Origin of the sequence: Azospirillum sp. HJ39 (assembly GCF_041507355.1) — a bacterium.
Lineage (GTDB): Bacteria > Pseudomonadota > Alphaproteobacteria > Azospirillales > Azospirillaceae > Azospirillum > Azospirillum thiophilum.
Genome location: NZ_CP167905.1, coordinates 1,261,776 through 1,281,147 on the forward strand (window position 1 = coordinate 1,261,776; position 19,372 = coordinate 1,281,147).

The window sequence follows — 19,372 nt, forward strand, 5'->3', positions numbered from 1 at the left end:
GAACGGCGGCGAGTGCCGCCTCCCCAGCCCTCCCCCGCGTTCCGGGGGAGAGGGAACCTACATCAGCCGGGGCGGCTGATCGCCATCCTCGTCGAAGCCCTGCCCGGACGGCGGCAGGTGGAAGGCGGCGGCGAAGATGCGGTCGGCGAGGCCGGGCGGCGGACGATCCGCGGCGCGGCCGGGCGCGAGTTCCCCCAGCGCCAGTTCCATCGTGACCGTCTCGTCCAGCATCGCCTGGGCCTTGAGCGAACGAACGAGCAGGCGCCGCGCGTCCCGGGCAGCCGGGGCGGGCCAGAGGGCGAGGTCGCCTCCGTAACGATCGAGCTGGTCGCGAAACTCCTCATCCGTCATCGAATGAATCCCTGGCGGCCTGCGCACTGGCGCGCAGCAGCAATCTGAGCTGTTGGCGGGCGCGCTTCAATAGGGACTCTACCGCACCGATGCTGATTTGCATAACGGCCGCGATGTCGGCGTTGCTTAAATTTTCGTAATAAAACAGCGTCACGGCGGCGCGCTGCTGCGGCGTCAGCCGGTTCTGGGCGTCGGCCAGCCGGGCTGCGACCTGCCGGCGGTGGATGGTGCTGACCGCGTCGGGCGCGCCGTCCGACGGCTCCGCCACGGTTTCCAGATCCTGGCCGACCGGCCGGCGCTTGTGGTCGATGCAGCGGTTCAGCACCACCCGGTAGAGCCAGGTGGTGAAACGGGCACCGCCGTCGTCGCTCCATTGGGCGCGGCGCTGCCACACCTGGAGGAAGGCATCCTGGACGACATCCTCCGCCTCCGCCTCGTTGCCGGTCAGGCGGCGGGCGAGCGCATAGGTGCGCTTCAGGTGGCGATGCACCAGCCGGCGGTAGGCCGCCTGGCTGCCGGAGCGGATTTGCGCCATCAGCGCCTCGTCCGGTTCCTCGTCCATGGGGATGAAGACACCGGCGGCCGGATTGCGGGTCAGGTCGCCGGACATGCCGTGTCCGTGGCCGGCCTGTGCAAGGCCTGCCTGCCCGCAATCCTCCGGCCGCCCCCGCTTATCAAGCCGAGAGTCCGCCATGAGCATGATCCATCGTTCTCCCGACGACGGATGCATGCGGCCCTTTGGCCGGAACACCGACGGCAGTGGACGGCCCGCTGCGTTCTGCGGCGATGGCCTGCCAGGCCTTCAGCATGAAGGACGTCTGGCGGATGAGGGACTCGCAGGCCGCCACCGGATCCTTCCGGCTGGCGGCGGCGCCGGCCTCGGCGATCAGGCGGCGGTAGAACTGCCTGAGCGTCTGGGCGACATCTTCATATTTGTCGAAAATCAGAATGGAATCAAGGCCGGCGAACACCATGACGGCACGCTGGATGGCCGCATGGTGCTCTTCGAACCGGCGCGCCGCGGCGGCGTCGCGGGCGACGTGCAGATGGGTCATCGCCCGCTCGTAAAGCCGCACCACGGCGACCAGCGGTGGCACCGCGCTGTTGGCGACGGCATAGGCGTTCAGGGCTTTCGAATATGCTGAGTTGCGCATGGCGCCATATCCTCGTTATGGGATGAGCCCTGCTTGGGTGGGCCTGATCGGGGCTTTGGGGTTGGGAGCGGACGGCGGCTCCGGAGACCGGTCAGTCGTCGTCGTCCTCGCTGTAGGTCAGCTGTTGCAGCAGCAGGGCCGCGGTTTCGGCGGCGGCCTCCAGCCGGGCGTAATAGGCGGTCAGCGTGGAGCGGTAGGTTTCCGCCTTGGTACGGATGTCGTCGGACCGGCTTTGCAGCGTGGTGTCCTGGGCCTCCAGGTCGTCGATCGCGGTCGCGAGGTCGCTGTCGTAATCGTCGGCGGCCGAATCGATGGCGCTGAACAGCTTGTCGGCCAGCCCTTGCGAGAAATCGACGTCGACGCTGCCGCTGCTGCCGGTATAGACCAGGACGATGCCGGCATAGGCGGTGCCCTCGGCGCCGATGATGCGGTTGCCGCTGACCGTGAACAGGCTGCTGTCGCCGCCGACCGATGCGGAACTGAGCGTCCCGTCCTCGCCCCTCTCGATGTCGAGCGTGAAGGACAGCGACGACTGGCTGCTTTCGTAGCGCAGCAGCGACATCTGGCTCGACGACGACGTCATGTTGAGGCCGAGCAGCTGCTTCACCGCGTCGATGTCGCTGGTGAGGATGCTGTTCAGCGTGTCCTCGTCCAGCTCCAGATTGTTGGAGCTGTCGAAGGTGATGCCGAGCGAGGCCATCGACAGCACGGTGCCGTCGTCGGCGGTGATCGAGGTGTTCAGCGCGCTCGACACCGACTGGGTGATCTGGCGCAGCAGGGTGTCGGCGAACAGGGTGGCGTCGTCGCTCGCCGTGCCGCTCGAGGTGGTGGACTGCTGCGAGACCACGAAGTCGCGATAGGCGTTGTAGGCGTCGACGAAATCGGTGATCGCCGTCTTGATCGACGACAGGTCGGTCGAGACCTCCATGGCGATCGCGGTGTCGGGGCTGGCGCTGTAGAGGTTCAGCGTCACGCCGTCGAGCGCGTCGGTGATGGTGTTGGAGCTGCGGGTGATGGTGACGCCGTCGATCTCGACGATGGCGTCCTGCGCCGCGACCAGCTCGTTCTTGACCGCTCCGGCGCTGTCGGTGAGGCCGAGCGAGGACAGCACCCCGTCGCCGCCGTCGGTCAGGCTGATTTCCTCGCCCGTGTTGTTGGCGGTCAGGATCAGCTGATAGCTGCTGTCGCTGACCTGCACGATGCTGGCGGTGACGCCGCTGGTCGATTTCTGCGCGTTGATGGCATCGCGCAGGTCGGTCAGGCTGTCGTCGCTGTCCATGTCGATCGACACCGCGGTGCCGTCGGCCGCCTGGAGCGTGAAGCTGCCGGAATAGCCCAGCGCATCGGTCTTGCTGCCGGTGCTGTCGGATGCGATCTTGTGCTTGGTGGCCACCTGCTGGACCACCACCGAGTAGGTGCCCAGTTCCGTATCGTCGTCCACCGTGGCGCTGAACACGTCGTCGTCGCCGATATAGGCGGTGCGCTGGCCGAACAGGTTGCTCGACGCGCCGGTCGAGGTGGTGCGGTTGCGCAGGCCGTCCAGCGAGTCGTTCACCGTCTGCAGCAGATCCTGCAGATCGGTGTAGGCGGTGATCTTGGCCTCGTTCGTGGTGATCTTGGCGTCGATCCGGTCCGCCTTGGTCAGGCGCGCGTTGACCTTCGCCTCGATCAGCGTCGAGTAATCGATGCCGGTGCCGGAACCGCTGGAGGTCAGCGCCGTATAGCCGGAGCTCGCTGCCGTCGTGGTCGTGGTGGTCGATGTGGTGGAACTGACGGTGGTCATGGCGGCTGTGATCCCCCCAAGGCTCCCCCGTTGCCGGCCGCCGGTGCGGCGGCAGGCTGCGGAAGAGATGCGCGGCCGGAGAAACGGCCGCCGGCCGGTGGCGCCCCGCGCATGTGCGATGCTGTGCGGAACGCTCCGGACCGGCGGCGGGCGAACCGTCAGCGGAGAAGGGAGAGCAGATTCTCAGGCATCGAGTTCGCCTGGGAGAGGACGGCGATCGCCGCCTGTGTCAGCACCTTTTCCGACGCGAGCTGCGACTGCTGTGCCGCGACGTCGACGTCCATGATGGCGGATTGCGCCGCCTCGGTGTTCTCGATGGTGGTGCTGATCATGTCGCTGCGGAACTCGAAGCGCGAGATCAGCGCGCCGACGTCGGCGCGGGCGTCGGACAGGGTGGTGACCGCGGCGTCGAGCGCGGTCAGCGCGGCCGCGGCGGTGGCCGAGGTGCCGACGTCGAGCGCGTTGATGCCGAGCCCGGTCGTGGTCACGTCGTCGATGGTGACGGTGATGCTGTCGGTCGCCGTCGTGCCGACGCGGAAGCCGACGCCGGACGCCCATTGCTCGGTGCCGTCGAGCAGCGATTCGTCGTTGAAGCGGGTGCCGGAGGCGATGCCGTCGATTTCGTCCTGCAGCTGCTGGAACTCGGCGTCCAGATAGTCGCGCTCGGTGTCGGTGACCGAGCCGGACAGCGACTGGGTCGCCAGCGAGCGCATGCGCTGCACGATGTCGGAGATGCTGGACATGCCGCCGTCGGCGGTCTGCAGGATCGACGACCCGTGCGAGGCGTTGGTCGCCGCCTGGTTCAGAACGGTGATGTCCGATTGCAGCGAGGTGCCGACGGCAAGACCCGCCGCGTCGTCCGAAGCCTTGGTGATGCGCGAGCCGCTGGCGATCTTGGACACCGAATCCGACTGGTTCTCGGAATTGATGTTGAGATAGCGAAGGGCCGAATTGGATGCCGTGTTGGTCGTGATGGCGGGCATGATCTGGTCTCCTGATCGAACCGGGGCCGTTTCGGCGACCCTCACTGGGACTCACGGGGGACGCGGCGAAAACTGGCGGGCTTTTTCGATTGGCTTGGCGCTTTTTTGCGCATGGCCGGCCCGGCGGCCGGATGAGGAGAAAAGCCGAGCCCTTACAGGTACTTGTTCACAGGTATTTGGACAGGTTGTTCTCTTCGAGGATCTTCATCAGGCTCATGGTCGCCTCGAGCGACGCCTGGAGCTGCGACAGCTTGGTCGTCGATTCCGCGAGGTCGACGCTGCGGATGTCGTCCACCTGGGTCTGCAGCACCAGCTGCTCGTCGACATGGCGGTCGATGGTGTTCTCCAGCGAGGAGCTGGCGGCGCCCAGCTTGGCCTGGACGATGGTCAGGCCGTCGGTCGCGTCCGACGCCAGCCCGGTCGCTTCGGCGAGCAGGTCGTCGTCGACCGGGTCGGTCGACATGTTGGCGATCAGGCTGAAGGCGCGCAGGGCCTTCTCGAAGGCCGGGTCGTCGGCGGTGACACCGTAGGACAGCACGAAATCGTCGGCCGCCTGGAAATGTGCGACCGTGGAATCGCCCTGGTAATAGCCGGTGTCGGCGCTCGACGGGTAGGTTGCGGCGGTGTAGCTGTCGAGATCGACCGCCGTCCGGTCGGTGCGTCCGCCGCCGAACAGGTAGCGGCCGTCCTGCTGGGTGTTCATCAGCCCGGCAAGCTCCTCCATCAGCTGGCCGGCCTCCGCAACCACCCCTTCCACCCCGGCGGCGTTGTCGCCCTGAAGCCCGGTGATCAGCGAACTGAGTCGGGAGGTCAGGTCGGTCATGCTGCCGACCGCGTCGTACATCGACTGGATGCGGCCGTTCACGACCTCGCCCTCGTCGATGTACTGCTCCAGCCGGCGGTAGTGGCTTTCCAGGTTGACCAGCCGGCTGCTGTCGGTGGCGATGCCCTTGTAATCGGTGGAGTTCAGGCCGGATGCCGACCGGACCTGTTCGGCCGCCACCTGGGCTTCGGCCTTCATCATGTACTGGACGAGCGTGTTCTGATGGTTGTAGGTCGCGACCCGTTCCATCGCGGTCTCCTTTACTGAACCATGTCGAGCGCCGTGTCGAACATCTCCTGCAACGCCTTCATGACCGCGGCTGCGGCCTCGTAGGCGGATTGCAGGGTGGAGATCGCAGCGGTCTCCTCGTCGACGTTGACGCCGCTCTGGGACGAGAAGGTCGTTTCCAGGCTGCTGGTGTAGGTTTCCTGGCTTTCCAGCGTGCTCGCCGCCGTGTCGGAGAGCGTGGCGGCCCCCTGGATCACGGCGCCGGCATAGCCGGCGAAGGTGGTGCTGCGCGCGCTGAGGCCGCCTGCGGCATCGAAGCTGCGGCTGGTCGAGAAGGCCGCGGACAGCGCGCTGGCGATCGAGCCCTCGCCGCTGGTCAGCACGGTGTCGCCGGCGGTCAGCCCGCCGGCCGAGGACAGGGCGCCGGTGGCGAGCAGGCTGCTGTCCGCCGAGATGCGGGACGCGACGTCGATGTCGGATGCGCCGGTGCCGGTCAGCAGGTCGTTCAGGCCATAGGCGTCGGAGAAGCTGCCGGTCGTCCCGTCATTGGCGTCGCCGCCCAGCGCGATGCCGTTGCTGGAGCTGTCGGCCGAGATCACCAGCTTGCCGTCGGCGGAGATCGAGGCGGACGCGGTGCTCATCGTGTTGATGGCGTCGACCACGTCCTGCAGCGTCGACATGGTCGACAGGTCGATGTCCAGCACCTCGGCCGCGGTGCCGCTGCTGTCGGTGACGGCGACGCGCAGCGTGCCGCTGGTCACCGACAGCGCGTCGCTGGCGGAGACCGTCTCGGTTCCGGTCAGGGTCTGCGGCGCCGGATAGGAGGTGCCCTGGTTCTGGATGGCGTTCAGCGTGTCGATCAGCGAGGTCGCCAGCTCGTCCAGCCCCGCCTGCTGGGCCGGCAGGTCGGTGTCGCGCAGCTGCACCAGGGCGCCCAGCGAACCGCCCAGCGAGGAGCCGGTGACGTCGACCCCGTTCAGCATGATGCCGTTGAAGCCGCTGGTGCCGGTGGCGCTGTAGACCGTGTCGGCGCTGACCGAGGCGGCCGGCGTGTAGGAGAGCTCATGCACCGAGCTGTCGAGCAGCGACTTGCCCGACGCGGTGGAGATGCGCATCAGCCCGCTGTCGTCGACCTGATAGGTGACGTCGATGTCTTCGGCGAGGCTCTTCAGCGCGGTGTTGCGCTGGTCCTCCAGGTCGGTGACGTTCTGGCCCAGCGCCTTGCCCTTGACGATCCGGTCGTTGAGGTCGTCGATGCCGTTCAGCGTCTCGTTGATGCTGTCGACGGTGGTGGCGATCTCGTCGTCGGCCTGGTTGCGCAGCGACTGGATGGTCGAGGAGGTGGTGCGCAGCGTCTCGGCCAGGTCGGACAGATCCTGGACGGTGGCGGCCTTGGCGCTGCCGCTTTCCGGCGAGGTGGCGAGCGTGCCCAGCGTGTCGGCCAGCGCGTCGATCATCGACCCGATGTCGGTGCCGGTGCTGTCGTCGCCGCTGACGCTGCCGAAGGCCGACTGCATTTGGTCGAGGTAGGTGCTGCGCGTCTCGGCATAGCCGAGATCCGACTGCGCCCCGACCAGCGTCTTCATCAGATAGCGGTCGACGTTGCTGGATACCGAGGTGACGTCGACGCTGGAGACGTTGGTTCCGGTGTCGCGGGTGACGTTGGAGGCGGTCTTGCGGGTGTAGCCGTCGGTGCCGGCATTGGCGACGTTGGAGGAGGCGACGGCGATCCCGACCTCGGACGTGCGCAGCGCCGACGTGGCGATGGAACTTGCAACGCGAAGCGACATGGCGCGTCCCCTTCCTCCTGCGGTTCGCTGGGCCGTGGTTCGTTCAGACCGTCAGGCCGACGGCATGGCCGGTGGTGCGCATCGCCACCCGTGCGCCATAGCGCGCACCCGGGCCGCAGGCGACGCCATAGACGCCGGCCGGCGCGGTGGAGGCGGCGCGCAGCGCGGCGCCGATGGCGCTCTGCCGGGCGCGGTGGACCTTGATCTGCGCCTCGATCACCCGCATGCGGGCAGCCAGCGTCGGCAGCACCTGCTCGGCGGCGGCCTTGGCGGCGCTGCGCACGCCGGGGGCGACGCGCTTGCTGCGGACCTGGGACAGGGCGTCGGCAAGCCGGTCCTTCCAGGCCATCAGCAGCGTCTGCATGTCGCCCGCCGCCAGCAGCGCGTCGCGCGGCCGGCCTTCGCGCACCGCCGTTTCCGCCCGTGCCGCGGCGCGGTCGAGGTCGGCGACGAAGCCTTCCAGCACCTCGACCGCATCGACGCGCAGGAAGATCGATTGGGGGGCCGGATCGGCGGTCGCCACGGCCGCCACCAGCGTTCCCACCTTTTTCGGGGCCGGTTTCGGCGCCGGCTTTGGGGGGGCCGGCTTGCGCAGGGTCTGCTTGAGCGCCATGGCGTTGCTCCGGGGGTTGCCGGGATTTGCCCGGGATTTGGATGCCAGGTTTCACGGCGGGTGGAGGGAAAGCTGGCGCGGATTTTTGCGGCGCGGCGGCTTTCGGGCCTACCGCTTGGTCGCCATGGCGCGGCCATAGGCGCTGACCGCCGCATTGGCGGTCCGGCCGCGGTTGATGCGCAGGGCGAACGCGCGTTTTTCCGCGCCGAGCCGGTCGATCAGCGCAATCAGGTCGTCGGCCAGCGCCAGCCTTTCGTTTCGCGTGCTGGGCCGGGCCAGCAGCGACCGGGCCTGTGCGACCAGCCGCCGGTGGTCCAGCAACAGGGCGTCGGCGGCGGCGAGGGACTGGTTCTCCGCCGGCGATGGAGCGGATGGCGGGGTGGCCGGCGGGGATGGTGGGGATGCATGGCGCCGCATGGCGTCACCGCTTCATCGAGATCAGCGTGTCCAGCATGTCCTGTGCCGTCGTCATCACCTTGGACGCGGCGGAATAGGCCTGCTGGGCGACGATCATCCGGCTGAACTCGTCGGTCAGCTCGACGGTGGAGCTTTCCAGCGACCCGGCCTCGATGTCGCCGGCCTTGCCGTCGCCGGCGGTGCGCAGCTGGTAATTGCCGGATTCGTAGGTCTGGGTGAAGGTGGTGCCGCTCTCGCTGTCCAGCCCGTCGGCGTTGGCGAAGGTGGCGATCGGGATCTGGTAGATCGCCCGCGTCTCGCCATTGTCGAAGGTGGCGCGCACCACGCCGCTGCCGTCGATGGTGGTTCCGGTCAGGGTGCCCGGCTCGTAGCCGTTCTGGTTCGCGGTCCAGTCGCCGATGTCGGGATCGCTTTCGCCGGATGCGTATTGCGTCAGTCCGTCGGTGCCGTCGGCGGTGCCGAGGTCGAGCGAGACGGTGCTGTCGCTGGCGCCGGTGGTCCAGCCGCTGACCGAGTAGGAGATCGCCGACGGATCGACCGTCGTGCCGTTCTGGGTGGCGCCGGCCAGCGATCCGTCGCTGTTGAAGGTGATTTCGATCGGGAAGCCGGAGATCGTGCCGGTGGTAGCGGTGCTGTCCGACGAACTGACCGGGTCTGCGGCATCGAGCGACCAGCTGTTGTCGCCGGTCTTGGTCCAGGTCAGCGTCACCGAATGGCTGTTGCCCAGCGCGTCGAACATCTCGATGTCGGTGGTGAAGTCGTCGCCGGTCTCGGCATCGGACGGCAGGTTGGCTTCGAGACTCTCCGTCGTGGTCGCCTTGGGCGTGCCCTTGATGTTGGAGAGGTTGATCGCCTCCAGGCTGTCGACCGAGGTCTTGTTGCTGGCGCCGACCGTGCCGTCGTCGGCCAGCTTCCAGCCATAGAGGTAGTAATCCTCCGAATTCACCAGATACCCGTCGGAATCGGCGCTGAAGGAGCCGTTGCGGGTGAAGTAGGTTCCGCCGTCCGCCGTCTCGTTCGACACCACGAAGAAACCCTCGCCGTTCACCGCCAGGTTGGTGGTGACGCTGGAGGTCTGGATCTCGCCCTGGCTGTTGATGTTGCGGGTGTTCGACGCGATGACGCCGCCGACCTGCTCGTCGACCGTGGTCGTCTTGTTGATGTAGGAGGTGAACTCGGTGACCGTGCCCTTGAAGCCGGTGGTGCTGGTGTTGGCGATGTTGCTGGAGATGCTGGCGAGCGCCTTGCTCTGGGCGGTCAGCCCGGAGGTGGCGCTGTACATGGCGCTGGTGATGCTCATCGCTGCACCTGTCGTCTGGAATTCCGGGGATAAGGCGGGGGAGGGAAGGGTCAGGACACCGACAGGACGTCGTCGGCCGACACGCTGACGCCGCCGACGCTGAGGACCGCGGTGCCGGACGAGCTGTCGACCGAGGTCACCGTGCCCTTGAAGCGCGTGGTGGTGTCGATGGCCTTGCCGCTGGCGTCGAGCGCGGTCACGCTCAGCGTGTAGGTGCCGCTGCTGTAGCTCTGCCCGTCGGTGCCGACGCCGTCCCAGGTCACTTCATGGGTGCCGGCGGCGGTGGAGGAGCTGGTGTCGCTGTAGACGGTTTTGCCGCTGGAATCGGTGATGGTCAGCTTCACCGAGGAGGCGGCCGTATCCATGTCGTATTCCCAGGTCGCCTCGCCGTCCTGCAGCGGGGTGGTGGCCCCTTCGGCCTCGACGGTCTTGCCGTAGTAGCTGATGGCGCTGCTGCCGGAGCCGAGCGTGGAGCTGGAGAGCTCCGACACCGTGCTGTTCAGCTCGTCCAGCTTGTCGTTGGTCGACATCTGCTGTTCCAGCGAAGAGAGCTGGACGATCTGGGTGGTGAAGGTGGTGGTGTCCACCGGATTGGTGGGATCCTGGACTTCCAGCTGCTTCAGCAGCAATGTCAGGAATGTTTCGTAACTGTCGCTCACACTCGACGACGAACTGCTCGATGACGAGGAGGACGTCGTGGTCGTCGAGGACGTGGAACTGACCGAATCCACCAGCATCGCCTTCTCCACCCAATCGCGGCCCGTTCGCGGAATCCGGACGGGATCCCGCGGCGGTTCAGGCCGGTGTCGTTCTGGGATGGGCGGCAGGCAGGCGCCGCCCCAATCGTTCTGTGGCTATCCACGGAACGGCGGGCGAAAGCTGGCGCAGATTTTTCGGAAAAGAAGCGCGGACATAAAAAGCCCCGGCTGGAGGGGGATCCGGCCGGGGCGACGAGGCAGTGGAGACGACGATGACAGCGGAGGAAAGCGGTTACGAAGCGCGGCGCAAACCGGCCTGAACGGGGGAGGAGACCGGAACGGCGACGCTTTGGCCGGTGGGAGCGGGGAAGGAGATAACCGCGGGGCGGTCGCCGGTCCGCAGGGCATCGGCCGGCTCGCGCCGGTTCAGCAGCCACTGGTAGGCGGCGGCGATGGCGACGCGGTCGCGGCCTTCCGACGGCAGGATGCGCAGTCCCGCCGTTTCCCCGGCCGCGCCGCCGCTGCGGCGGACCGCATCGCACAGCGCGTGGCCGAGTTGCAGGTCCGACACCAGCACCGCGCTGGACCCGGCCAGGGCCAGGACCGACGCCAGCGCCCCGAGATGGGAGGCGGGCAGGGGGGAGCCGCCGACCTCCCGCAGATCGAGGAACAGGCTGCGGCCGGCACCGGCACCGGCACCGGACAGCGCGTTGCGCAGAGTGCCGAGCCATGCGGTGGGGGCGGCGTGGCGAAGGCCGGTGCAGGCAACGGCGTGGAGACCCCAGTCGGTGGCTGCGACGGTGATGTCCTTCATGGTCTTCCCCTTGTCCTTGACCCGGCTCCGTCCCCTGTCGCCCCCGTCCGGCTTCGGGGCCGGTCAGGGCCGGCGGGGCGGCTCTGTCGGAAGAATATAGGCTAGATTCCTAACAATCCGTATAGGAAACGAGTTTCGGGGCTGTAACCCGCATTCCGGTTTCAGCATCCGATCGGCCGTCCGGCCGCGGCACATTTCAGCAGCAAAGCCGACGGACACCATTGCGGGCCGCCGATGTCGCGCTGGTAACGCTGGACCGCTGCAGCGATCCGGCCCAGGCCCTCGCGCTCGGCCCAGAACAGCAGCCCGCCGCGCCAGGACGGGAAGCCGTAGCCGTGCAGCCAGATGGCGTCGATGTCGACCGGGCGGGCGGCGATGCCTTCTTCCAGGATCTTCGCCGCTTCGTTCACCATAACATAGAGGCAGCGGTCCCGCACCTCGTCGTCGCCGACAGGGCGCGGCGCGATGCCGCGGCGGCTGCGATCCGCGGCGATCAGCGCCGCCAGCTCCGGGTCGGGGAGCGGCTTGCGGCTGCCGGGCTCGTAGCGATAGACGCCGGCCCCGGTCTTCTGGCCGTAGCGGCCGCGTTCGGCCAGCACATCCAGCCAGTCGGGCGCCTCGGCCTCCGGGTCGCCGGCCTTGCGGCGCTCCTCGCGGATGCGCCAGCCGACATCGATGCCGGCGAGGTCGGTCATCGCGAAATGGCCGAGCGGGAAGCCGAACCCGGTCAGCACGCGGTCGACCTGTTCGGGACTGGCCCCGGCCTCGACCAGCGCCATCGCCTCGCGTCCGCGCTGGCGCAGGATGCGGTTGCCGACGAAGCCGTCGCAGACGCCGACCGCCACCCCGACCTTGCCGATCCGGCGGGCCAGCGCCATCGCCGTGGCCAGCACGGTGTCGGAGGTTTGGGCGCCGCGGACCACCTCGAGCAGGCGCATGATCGTGGCCGGGCTGAAGAAATGCAGGCCCAGCACGTCCTGCGGCCGGCCGGTCGCCGCGGCGATGGCGTCCACGTCCAGCGTCGAGCTGTTGGTGGCGAGGATAGCGCCCGGCTTGCAGACGCTATCCAGCTTGCGGAAGACGGCCTGCTTGACCTCCAGGCTCTCGAACACGGCTTCCACCACCAGATCGGCATCGGCGAGGCTGTCGTGGGACAGGGCCGGGCGGATGAGCGCCATCCGCTCCCCGACCTGCGCGAGGGTCAGCCGGCCCTTGCCGGCGCTGGCCTCGTAGGCGGTGCGGATGGTGGCGATGCCGCGGTCCAGCGCCTCCTGCGACAGGTCCAGCAGCGTCACCGGGATGCCGGCATTGGCGAAGCACATGGCGATGCCGCCGCCCATGGTGCCGGCCCCGACCACACCGGCCTCGCGGATGTCGCGTGCCGGCGTGCCGGCGGGCAGGCCGGGCACCTTCGCCACCTCGCGTTCCGCGAAGAAGGCGTGGATCAGGCCGGCGCGCTGGGGCGAGTCCATGCAGTCCTGGAACAGCGCCCGTTCGCGCGCGATGCCGTTGGCGAAGGGCAGGGTGACGGCGGCCTCGACGGCATCGACGATCCGATGGGGCGAGACCAGATGCGGCAGGCGCCTTGCCAGCTCCGCCCGGCGTTCGATGAACAGGGCCGCATCGGTCTCGGCGAGGCGGTCGGTCCGGGCGCTGACCGGCAGCGGGCTCCGGTTCTCCGCCGCCAGCCGCCCGGCGGCGCGCAGGCCGGCCTCCAGCGGCGAGCCGCGCTCTTCCACCGCATCGACGAGGCCGAGCGCCAGCGCCTCCTCCGCGCCGACCGGCTCGCCCGACAGGATCAGGTCGAGCGCCTTGGCGGCACCGACCAGCCGCGGCAACCGCTGCGTCCCGCCGGCCCCGGGCAGCAGGCCCAGCTTGACCTCCGGCAGGCCGAGCCTCGCCCCCGTCAGCGCGACGCGGACATGACAGGCCAGCGCCAGCTCCAGCCCGCCGCCGAGCGCGCTACCGTGGAGGACGGCGATCACCGGCTTGGTTGCGGCATCGAAGCGGGCGACCAGTTCCGGCAGGGTCGGCGGGGCCGACGGCTTGCCGAACTCCCGGATGTCGGCCCCGGCCATGAAGCCGCGGCCGGCGCAGACCAGCAGCAGCATGTCGGCGTCCGCATCGTCGAGCCCTGCCGCCAGCGCCGCCGCCAGCCCGCTGCGCACGCCATGGCCAAGCGCGTTCACCGGCGGGTTGTCGACGGTGATGACACCGACGCGACCCCGGCGCGCATAGTGGACGGGTGCGGCGGGAACCGCCTCGCTCTGGGACGGCGACGGCATCGATGGTCTCCGAAAAGCCTGCAATCCGGGCCGGCCGGCCCGCGGGCGGCCACTCTAGCAGACGATCCGGAGGAAGGGGGGTCCGGCGGGCGGCAGGGCTATTCCGCCACCCTCAGGTCGGCCTTTCGGCGTGCCGTGTCGGTGCGGCGGCCCATGGTGATGTTCTTCGGCGCGCGGACGTCCGGGTTGCGCCACGTCCAGCACTCGCCGGTTTCGTCCTGGAAGCAGACCCAGCACAGATCATGCTCCGGCCCATAGTCGATGACGAAATGGGCGAGCGCCGGCCCTTTGGGGGTTTCCAGGGGAAGCGGCGGATTCAGTTGCAGCATCGTCGGGCCTCGGGCGGTGTGGCGCCGGGGGTGGCGCCACACCGGACAACGGCGCCGCGGCCCCCGGGGTTCATCCCGCTGCCCGGGGTGGCCCGAATGCCCCCCGAGGCCGGTGGCGCCTTCCCGGCGTCATTGCGGCGTCACTGCGGTGCAGAGATCCGCATGACGAGGCCGGTCGGCTTGTCGGTGGCGCCGAAGGGGCCGGGGACCTTGTTGGCGACCGGGGGCAGCGTCTTCAGGTAGCTGGCGATCGCGTGGGCGTCCTCGTCGCTGAGCGCGGCGAAGGACATCCAGGGCATGGACGGCGCCAGCATCCGCCCGTCCGGCCGCTTGCCGGTGCGGATGGCGGTGACGATCTGCTCCTCGGTCCAGCCGCCGATCCCGGTTTCCATGTCCGGCGTCAGGTTGGAGCCGTGGAAGACGCCGAGGCCGGGGATCTCGAAGCCGACGTCGGACCCGCCCAGCATGCGCGCCATGTCGGGCTTGCCCAGCAGATGGCCGGGGGTGTGGCAGTCGCCGCAGCTGATGACGGTGACGAGATATTTGCCGCGGGCGACCGCGTCCTTGGCGGTGCCGTCCGCACTGGCGGGCATGGCGGACGGGATGGCCGCCGGGATGGAGACGGCGGCGGAGAGAAGCAGGGCGGCGATGGTCTGGCGGATCATGGAAGAGTGCTCCGAACGAATGGCTGTTTGTCGGGGTCAGGCGTTGCCCATCAGCGACCGTGCCGCCGTGGCGACCGCGTCGGCCTGCGGCACGAAGGCGCTTTCCAGCGGGAAGCTCGCCGGGGCCGGCGCATCCGGGCCGGTCAGCCGCAGGACGGGCGCCCGCAGGGACGGGAAGGCCTTTTCGGCGACCAGCGCCGCGACCTCCGCGCCGACGCCGCACAGGCGGCTCGCCTCATGGACCACGACCAGCCGGCCGGTCTTGGCGACGGAGCGCAGGATGGCGTCCTCGTCGAGCGGCTTCAGGCTGCGCAGGTCGATCACCTCGGCATCGATCCCGGTTGCGGCGAGATCGTCGGCGGCGGCCATGCAGGTGCCCACCGTCTTGGCGTAGGACACCAGCGTCACGTCGCGGCCCTCGCGCCGCACCGCCGCCTTGCCCAGCGGGATGGCGTCCACCTCCTCCGCCACCTCGCCGGCGCTGTAGCCGAGCGCGATGTCGGCGAAGACCAGGACCGGGTTGTCGTCGCGGATCGCCGCCTTCATCAGCCCCTTGAAGTCGGCGGGGGTGGAGGGCATGACGATCTTCAGGCCGGGGCTGTGGACGAACCAGCTCTCGATATTGTGGTTGTGCTGGGCGCCGACGCCCCAGCCGGCGCCGGTCATCGCCAGCACCACCATGGGGAAGCTGAACTGCCCGCCGGAGATGAAGCGCAGCTTGCCGGCGCTGTTGACGATCTCGTCCATCGCATAGCAGAGGAAGGGCGCGAACAGCAGGTCCACCACCGGGCGCAGGCCGGTCGCGGCGGCCCCGGCGGCGGTGCCGGCGATGATCCCTTCGGCCAGCGGGGTGTTGCGGACGCGCGCAGCCCCGAATTCCTCCAGCAGGTCGCGGCGCTTGGTCGCCACGCCTTCGCCGAAGATCATCACGGTCGGATCGCGGCGCATCTCCTCGGCCAGCGCGGCGGAGATCGCGTCGTTGACGGTCATGGTGCTCATGATGGCTTTCTCCGGTCAGGCGTAGACGTCGCTGGTCAGCGCATCGGGGCCGGGATAGGGGCTGGCGTCGGCGAAGGCCGCCGCGGCCTCCATGGCGGCGCGGACACGGCCCTCGATGGCTGCGGTCCCTTCGGCGGTCAGGCCGCCGTCGCGCTCCAGCCGGCTGCGCAGGCGGAGGATCGGGTCGCGCTCGCGCCAGTGCGCCAGTTCCGCGCCGTCGACATAGGACTGGTCGTCCGGCTCGAAATGGCCGCGCAGGCGGTAGGTCATCGCCTCCAGCAGGAAGGGCTTGCCGGTCCGGCGGATGGCGTCGACGGCCGAACGGGCGGCGTCGAACACCGCCAGCGGGTCGTTGCCGTCGACCGCCGCGCTCTCCACCCCCAGCGCCGCCGCCTGACCGGCGATGCCGTCGGCCATCATCGTCTCCTTGCGGTGGACGAAGGCCTGCCACTGGTTGTTCTCGCAGACATAGAGGATCGGCAGCGCCCACACCGCGGCGAGGTTAAGCGATTCCTGGAAGCGCCCCTGGCAGGCCGCGCCGTCGCCGAAGAAGCAGGCGACGATGCCCGGCTTGCCCAGCATGCTGCGGGACAGCCCGACGCCGGTCGCCAGCGCCAGCTCGCCGCCGACGATGGTGGAGGTCAGCACCACGCCGAGATCCCTGGCCGAGATGTGCAGCGACCCGCTCTTGCCGCCGCAATAGCCGTCGCGCTTGCCCATCACCTCGGCCAGCATGCGGCCGGGATCGGCGCCGCGGGCCAGCAGGTGGCCGGCGCTGCGGTGGTTGGTCAGGATCAGGTCGTCGGCGGTCAGGGCGGACACCACGCCGACGGCCGGCGCCTCCTGCCCGACGGCGGTGCAGGTGCCGGCGGCGCGCCCGCGTCCGTGCAGGTCGATCAGCGTCTCTTCATAGGCGCGGATCAGCATCATGCGTTCCAGGGCCTGGACGGGATCCAGGGGTGGCGGCAGGCTGGTCATGGCGATGGTCTCCCTGAAAAATGGGGACCGCTCGGATGCTGGGTTCAGTCTTTGCGGCATCCTGCTGCCCCCTCTCCCTCCGAAGGTGGGGAGGGCTGGGGAGGGGGCATGCGGCGATGCTCGGTTCCGAACGGCCTCGTGTTCGGAATCGACCATAAGCATACTAATCATGGTTCCGGTACTGACTATTTCGTGCCGGAATGCAAAAAGAATACTAACCGTCTCTTGCCGGATAATTATCCGATAGTTCGTGTCTTTTCATCATTGCGACCAGCGCGCCAGCCACCGCGCCAGCCGGTCGAAGCCGGCATCGATCACCACCGCGAGCGCGGCGACGATCAGCGCGCCCTGGATGACATAGGCCTGGTTCGAGCCGTTCAGCCCGACGATGATCGGCAGGCCGAGGGTCTTGGCCCCGACGGTGGAGGCGATGGCCGCGGTGCCGACATTGATGATGACGGCGGTGCGCACCCCCGCCAGGATCACCGGCGCGGCCAGCGGCAGCTCGACCCGGAACAGCATCTCCAGCGGTCCCATGCCCAGGCCGCGGGCTGAGTCCAGCACGGCGGGGGAGACGCCGTCCAGCCCGGCCAGCGTGTTCTCCACCACCGGCAGCAGGGCGTAGAGCGTCAGCGCGATCAGCGCCGGTTCCGGGCCGAACCCCATCACCGGCACCGCCAGCGCCAGCACCGCCACCGGCGGGAAGGTCTGGCCCATGGTGGCGACCGTCTCCAGCAGGCCGCGGAACTCCCGCCCCCAGGGCCGCGTCACGGCGATGCCGGCCCCACCGCCCAGCAGCACGGCGGCAAGGCTGGACAGCCCGACCAGCGCCATATGGTCCAGCGTCAGCCGGACGAAGCTCTCGGCCTCGTAGAGCGGGCGGTCGAGGCCGGGATAGAGCGTCGCGAACAGCGGCTTCAGCGACGGCATGCCCAGCACCAGCGCCACCAGCAGCGCCAGCCCGAGCATCAGCCGGTCGGTCAGAAGCTGGCGCGGGGCCATGGTCCCGGGGATGGACGCGCTCATGGGTACCCGCCGGGGCCGGGCCCGGGACGGACGAGGTCGGACAGGTGCAGCACCCCGGCCGGCCGGCCGTCTCCGTCCACCACCGGCAGCCGTTCGGTGCCGCGGGCCACCATCTCCGACAGGGCGCGGTGCAGCGGGGTGGCGCTCGCCAGCGGTTCGCCGCCCAGGGTTTCCTGCGGGCGGGCGCGGTCGCCGGCCGTCTCCACCGCCAGCCGCTTCAGCCCCCATTCCTCGCGCCCGACGAGATCGCGCACCAGCTGGCTGGCCGGATGGGTCAGGATGTCGAGCGGGGGGGCGCACTGGACCAGCCGGCCATGGTCCATCACCGCGATGCTGTCGCCCAGCCGCAAGGCCTCGTCCATGTCGTGGGTGACGAACACGACGGTGGTGCCGGTGCGGCGGTGGATCGCCGACAGCTCGGTCTGCAGGCTGGCGCGGGTGATGGGGTCGAGCGCGCTGAACGGCTCGTCCATCAGCAGGATGCGCGGCTCCGCCGCCAGCGCGCGGGCGACGCCGACGCGCTGCTGCTGCCCGCCGGACAGCTGGTGCGGGTAGGCCCCGCGGTAGCGGCGCGGGTCGAGGTTCAGCAGCTCCAGCAGGTCGGTCACCCGGTCGCGGATGCGCGCCTTCGGCCAGCCCAGCAGGGCGGGCACGGTGGCGATGTTGCGCTCCACCGTCCAGTGCGGGAACAGCCCGACCGACTGGATGACGTAGCCCATGCGGCGGCGCAGCTCCTCCGGCTGCAGCGCGGCGATGTCCTCGCCGTCGATGCGGATGGCGCCCTCGTCGGCCGGGATCAGCCGGTTGATCATGCGCAGCACCGTCGACTTGCCGGAGCCGGAGGGGCCGATCAGCACCCGGAACTCCCCCTCCGCCACGGTGAAGGAGACGGACTCGACGGCGGTCCAGGAGCCGAAGCGCTTGGTGACGCGCTCGAATTCGATCATGACGCAGTCCTTCCCGGCAGCAGGCCGATATGGCTGGTGGCGGCGGCGATGCCGATGGACAGCAGGGCGTCGGCGGCCACCGCCAGCAGGATGACGGGAACGGCTCCCAGCAGCACGAGGTCCAGCGCGTTGGCGAACAGCCCCTGGAACATGATCGCCCCCAGCCCGCCGGCGCCGATCAGCGCCGCGACCGCCGCCAGCCCCACCGCCTGCACCACCGTGATGCGCAGGCCGGACAGGAAGACCGGCAGGGCCAGCGGCAGGTCGACGCGCAGGAAGATCTGGCGCGGGGTCAGCCCCATGCCGCGCGCCGCCTCGCGCACCGGGGCCGGCACGCCGTCCAGCCCGACCGCGGTGTTGCGGACGATCGGCAGCAGCGAATAGAGCGTCAGCGCGATCACCGCCGGCAGCGGCCCGACCCCGCCGATCCCCCAGCCCGGCAGCAGGGCGCCGAGCGCGGCCAGCGGCGCCATCAGCAGTCCGAACAATGCGATGGACGGCACCGTCTGCACCACGTTGAGAACCGGGAACACCGCGCGCCCGACGGCGGCGACGCGGTGGGCGGCGACGCCCAGCGGCACGCCGACCAGCAGGGTCGGCACCAGCGCCGCCGCCACCAGCATGGCATGGCGCAGCACGGCGTCGGCGAACACGTCGCGCCGGTTGGCGTATTCCTTCAGGATCGACAGGGCGTCGAGATGGCCGGACGCCAGTTGAAGCGCGACCAGCCCGGCGACCGCTCCGCCCACCGCCAGCCGGCCGACCGCGCCCATGCGGATCCGGCGGGCGGCGTCCATCGCGACCAGCAGCCCGGCGGCCGCCATCACCCAGAAGCCCGAGGCGAAGGAGGTCCGGGCCGACGCCGACGCGCCGTCCGCCAGCCGCGCCGCATGCTCCCCCGCCAGCCAGAGCAGGGAAACGGCGAGCAGGGCGCCCGCCGTGACGGTCAGGCCGAGCCCGGCGCGGGTCGGGCGCAGGACTGGCGTCGCCAGCAGGATCAGCCCGGACAGCAGGACCGCCGCTCCGTCGATCCCCTGCACGGCCGCCCACAGCCCAACCGGCCGTCCGGACAGCAGCCGGTTGGGCGCGAAGCCAAGGAAGGGCAACGCCGCGGCAGCCACCGCTGCGACGAGCACCATCAGCAGGGCGACGCGGTTGTGCAGGGCGAAACGGTGGGGGGCGCTCACGT

At 69.6% G+C, this 19,372-nt stretch carries 20 protein-coding genes; all 20 read right to left on the bottom strand.

Features of this window, described 5'->3' with window-relative positions; genetic code table 11:
• Positions 1-57: 57 nt before the first annotated feature.
• A complete protein-coding gene (locus ABMY26_RS05955; protein ID WP_372394566.1) occupies positions 58-351 on the bottom strand; it encodes a hypothetical protein in 294 nt (97 codons plus the stop codon).
• On the bottom strand, positions 341-961 hold the full coding sequence (locus ABMY26_RS05960; protein WP_372394567.1) for an RNA polymerase sigma factor: 621 nt from the start codon (positions 959-961) through the stop codon (positions 341-343). Before ABMY26_RS05960 ends, ABMY26_RS05955 begins: the two co-directional genes overlap by 11 nt.
• Before the next feature lie 64 nt (positions 962-1,025).
• On the bottom strand, positions 1,026-1,505 hold the full coding sequence (fliS, locus tag ABMY26_RS05965; RefSeq protein WP_372394568.1) for a flagellar export chaperone FliS: 480 nt from the start codon (positions 1,503-1,505) through the stop codon (positions 1,026-1,028).
• A 91-nt stretch (positions 1,506-1,596) separates the two neighbouring features.
• A complete protein-coding gene (fliD, locus tag ABMY26_RS05970) occupies positions 1,597-3,288 on the bottom strand; it encodes a flagellar filament capping protein FliD (protein ID WP_372394569.1) in 1,692 nt (563 codons plus the stop codon).
• A gap of 158 nt (positions 3,289-3,446) precedes the next feature.
• The gene (locus tag ABMY26_RS05975; RefSeq protein WP_372394570.1) at positions 3,447-4,271 is read right to left on the bottom strand and encodes a flagellin; all 825 of its coding nucleotides are present in this window, start codon (positions 4,269-4,271) and stop codon (positions 3,447-3,449) included.
• 166 nt (positions 4,272-4,437) lie between these two features.
• Positions 4,438-5,343, bottom strand: a complete 906-nt coding sequence (locus ABMY26_RS05980) for a flagellin (protein WP_372394571.1) — start codon at positions 5,341-5,343, stop codon at positions 4,438-4,440.
• An 11-nt stretch (positions 5,344-5,354) separates the two neighbouring features.
• Positions 5,355-7,112: a flagellar hook-associated protein FlgK gene (gene flgK / locus ABMY26_RS05985; protein WP_372394572.1), complete on the bottom strand. Its 1,758-nt coding sequence runs from the start codon at positions 7,110-7,112 to the stop codon at positions 5,355-5,357.
• A 43-nt stretch (positions 7,113-7,155) separates the two neighbouring features.
• Entirely contained in the window at positions 7,156-7,725 is a 570-nt protein-coding gene (locus ABMY26_RS05990; RefSeq protein WP_372394573.1) for a hypothetical protein, read from the bottom strand.
• A gap of 108 nt (positions 7,726-7,833) precedes the next feature.
• Positions 7,834-8,142: a hypothetical protein gene (locus ABMY26_RS05995; RefSeq protein WP_372394574.1), complete on the bottom strand. Its 309-nt coding sequence runs from the start codon at positions 8,140-8,142 to the stop codon at positions 7,834-7,836.
• Between the two features lie 4 nt (positions 8,143-8,146).
• Complete coding sequence (flgE, locus tag ABMY26_RS06000; protein ID WP_372394575.1) at positions 8,147-9,442, bottom strand: flagellar hook protein FlgE; 1,296 nt, start codon at positions 9,440-9,442, stop codon at positions 8,147-8,149.
• Between the two features lie 50 nt (positions 9,443-9,492).
• The gene (locus tag ABMY26_RS06005) at positions 9,493-10,179 is read right to left on the bottom strand and encodes a flagellar hook assembly protein FlgD (RefSeq protein WP_372394576.1); all 687 of its coding nucleotides are present in this window, start codon (positions 10,177-10,179) and stop codon (positions 9,493-9,495) included.
• A gap of 253 nt (positions 10,180-10,432) precedes the next feature.
• Positions 10,433-10,954 carry a hypothetical protein gene (locus tag ABMY26_RS06010; RefSeq protein WP_372394577.1) on the bottom strand — a complete coding sequence of 174 codons (522 nt, stop codon included), beginning with the start codon at positions 10,952-10,954 and terminating at the stop codon, positions 10,433-10,435.
• A 161-nt stretch (positions 10,955-11,115) separates the two neighbouring features.
• The gene (locus ABMY26_RS06015; protein ID WP_372394578.1) at positions 11,116-13,239 is read right to left on the bottom strand and encodes a 3-hydroxyacyl-CoA dehydrogenase NAD-binding domain-containing protein; all 2,124 of its coding nucleotides are present in this window, start codon (positions 13,237-13,239) and stop codon (positions 11,116-11,118) included.
• 98 nt (positions 13,240-13,337) lie between these two features.
• Entirely contained in the window at positions 13,338-13,568 is a 231-nt protein-coding gene (locus tag ABMY26_RS06020; RefSeq protein ID WP_372394579.1) for a hypothetical protein, read from the bottom strand.
• Positions 13,569-13,708: 140 nt separating this feature from the next.
• Positions 13,709-14,233: a cytochrome c gene (locus tag ABMY26_RS06025; protein WP_372394580.1), complete on the bottom strand. Its 525-nt coding sequence runs from the start codon at positions 14,231-14,233 to the stop codon at positions 13,709-13,711.
• Between the two features lie 36 nt (positions 14,234-14,269).
• Positions 14,270-15,232, bottom strand: coding sequence for an alpha-ketoacid dehydrogenase subunit beta (locus tag ABMY26_RS06030; protein WP_372394581.1), 963 nt, complete (start codon positions 15,230-15,232; stop codon positions 14,270-14,272).
• A 15-nt stretch (positions 15,233-15,247) separates the two neighbouring features.
• Positions 15,248-16,210, bottom strand: a complete 963-nt coding sequence (locus tag ABMY26_RS06035; protein ID WP_372394582.1) for a thiamine pyrophosphate-dependent dehydrogenase E1 component subunit alpha — start codon at positions 16,208-16,210, stop codon at positions 15,248-15,250.
• Positions 16,211-16,471: 261 nt separating this feature from the next.
• Positions 16,472-17,236, bottom strand: a complete 765-nt coding sequence (locus ABMY26_RS06040) for an ABC transporter permease (RefSeq protein WP_372394583.1) — start codon at positions 17,234-17,236, stop codon at positions 16,472-16,474.
• The gene (locus ABMY26_RS06045; RefSeq protein ID WP_372394584.1) at positions 17,233-18,183 is read right to left on the bottom strand and encodes an ABC transporter ATP-binding protein; all 951 of its coding nucleotides are present in this window, start codon (positions 18,181-18,183) and stop codon (positions 17,233-17,235) included. Before ABMY26_RS06045 ends, ABMY26_RS06040 begins: the two co-directional genes overlap by 4 nt.
• On the bottom strand, positions 18,180-19,370 hold the full coding sequence (locus ABMY26_RS06050) for an ABC transporter permease (RefSeq protein WP_372394585.1): 1,191 nt from the start codon (positions 19,368-19,370) through the stop codon (positions 18,180-18,182). Before ABMY26_RS06050 ends, ABMY26_RS06045 begins: the two co-directional genes overlap by 4 nt.
• Positions 19,371-19,372 lie beyond the last annotated feature (2 nt).